At 54.2% G+C, this 1,714-nt stretch carries 2 protein-coding genes; one reads left to right on the top strand and one right to left on the bottom strand.

Annotated elements, in window-relative coordinates; translation table 11 throughout:
* A partial coding sequence (locus tag K359_RS62915; RefSeq protein ID WP_156929151.1) for a hypothetical protein occupies positions 1–188 on the bottom strand: 188 nt, incomplete at its 3' end.
* A gap of 599 nt (positions 189–787) precedes the next feature.
* Between K359_RS62915 and K359_RS63930 the strand changes: the two genes are divergently transcribed.
* A complete protein-coding gene (locus K359_RS63930; RefSeq protein ID WP_165124499.1) occupies positions 788–964 on the top strand; it encodes a hypothetical protein in 177 nt (58 codons plus the stop codon).
* The last annotated feature ends 750 nt before the right edge of the window (positions 965–1,714 follow it).

The raw sequence follows: 1,714 nt of genomic DNA, 5'->3' as shown, positions 1-1,714 counted from the left end.
GCGATCTTGCGCGGATCGTTGGTGCCGGCTGCGCAGATGTCGATAACGTCGCGAGCCACCATCCTGCAAAGTGGGTCGTCACGGTCAAGCACGCCTAACAAATGTAGGGCGTGGTCGAATGCCTTGTTCAGACGTTCGATTTCCTCAGGCGTGCGTTCGCAGTCTTTCAGCAACTGATTGATTGGCATTGTTCCAGTCCTCAGCAGGTCACTGGCGCAACTAAACCAAGTTCCACTTGTAGCACGGGAACTCCGTTCACGCCCGTAGAACTACGAGACTAGGCTTCGCCGTTCGTTCTGCGGGATAAAATTCCTTGATACGGATAAAAGATTGGATGGGACAGAACATCCGATAGGCTTCTCGGTAGTCCTACCGAGAACACCGGATAAGCCTTGGTTTCGGCTGGCTTAAAGCAAAACGGACCACTCCAAAAATCAAAAAGGACCACTGAAGTTTGGTGGGGATGGAAAGGGGCCAGCACCCGACTACCGGTGCTGGCCGAAATAGGCCACTCGCCAAATCAAAACAGGCCAGTGTCTAAACCCGAATTTAATGGGATTGGCTGACCGCAGGCCCTACATCGAAATTGTGTCGACTCCTTCCGACACTCCTCCCCAGACTGTGGCCCCAGCTCGCCCCCGCGCTGGGGCCGTTTTCTTTGGTCCGCCTCGCAGGGCCACTGCGAATCCACATAGGTCCATTGCCACTTTGTCCCGATGACTCCCGTTTAGATGCGTTCTAAATACGTCCTGCGCTGGCCGTATGTCGCGCGTGGGGAAGCGTGGCTATGAAAGAGTACAAGGCCTATCTGCTTAGGGCGGACGGGAAGATTGCGAAGCGTGTCGATCTATTCTGCGAGGACGACGAGGCGGCCAAACTGCACGCAAAGAATCTGGCGAAGGATTGCGTGGTCGAGCTTTGGAAAGGCGCGAGAAGGATCGCGGTGTATCAACCAACTCATTAGCAATCAGAGGCGGAAAATATCGCCAGGAATCGAAAGGGGCCGCTCAAGCACGGCCCCCTACCGGTTTAGTCTGAAAATTTGATCGGGATGAAATCTAGCCCCGGCAAGAGGAAGATTAGAGTTTTCAACAACATTATGGGATTCCGGGAAACTACGGTGTTTCGCCCCGGAACCAGCCGCCACTAGCAGATGCGAAACAGGCCACTGCGCACTGCGGTTGATATGCGGGGAAATTTTGAAGATGTTGCAATGAAAGAGGCCGCCAACTGAGGCGGCCTTACTCCCTCGCATCAAATGCGCGTAGCAGTTTGTTATCTTTCCAGATCTCCACGGTATGCCAGTCGACTAAGATCTCGGCCTTCCGGATTGCGTCTGCGTCGCTCTCACAGCGCAAATCGATCCGGCTCAGAATGCGATCATCAGCGCCTATCGAGTAGACGCAGTAGAGTGATGCCACTCCCATCGGTCCTCCACCATCGAGGCTATATGCCCGCTTGGAGCCATTTAAAGCAGCATCAAGGAAAAGTTGCTAGTTTTTCCCGATCTCCGGAACATTACAGAATTTCCGCAGCGCAGCGATTTCGCGCAAACGGAACTCCGTTCACCCACGGAGAACCCCCGGTAACTCCGCTGTGCTGTGGAGAGAGAACAGTTAGCGGACCATAAGGATTGCTAAGGCCAGAACATCCGGTGCGCGACTCAGTAGTCCTACCGAGAACAACGGCTAAGCATTGGTTGCCGCTCGGTTAA

The organism is Bradyrhizobium sp. th-b2, assembly GCF_000426785.1.
Lineage (GTDB): Bacteria > Pseudomonadota > Alphaproteobacteria > Rhizobiales > Xanthobacteraceae > Bradyrhizobium > Bradyrhizobium septentrionale.
This window is presented reverse-complemented; position numbering and strand designations above follow the sequence as displayed.

Bases quoted from the DNA above. Each gene is read 5' to 3' on its own strand.
- K359_RS63930 (WP_165124499.1), top strand. From the start codon at position 788: ATGAAAGAGTACAAGGCCTATCTGCTTAGGGCGGACGGGAAGATTGCG.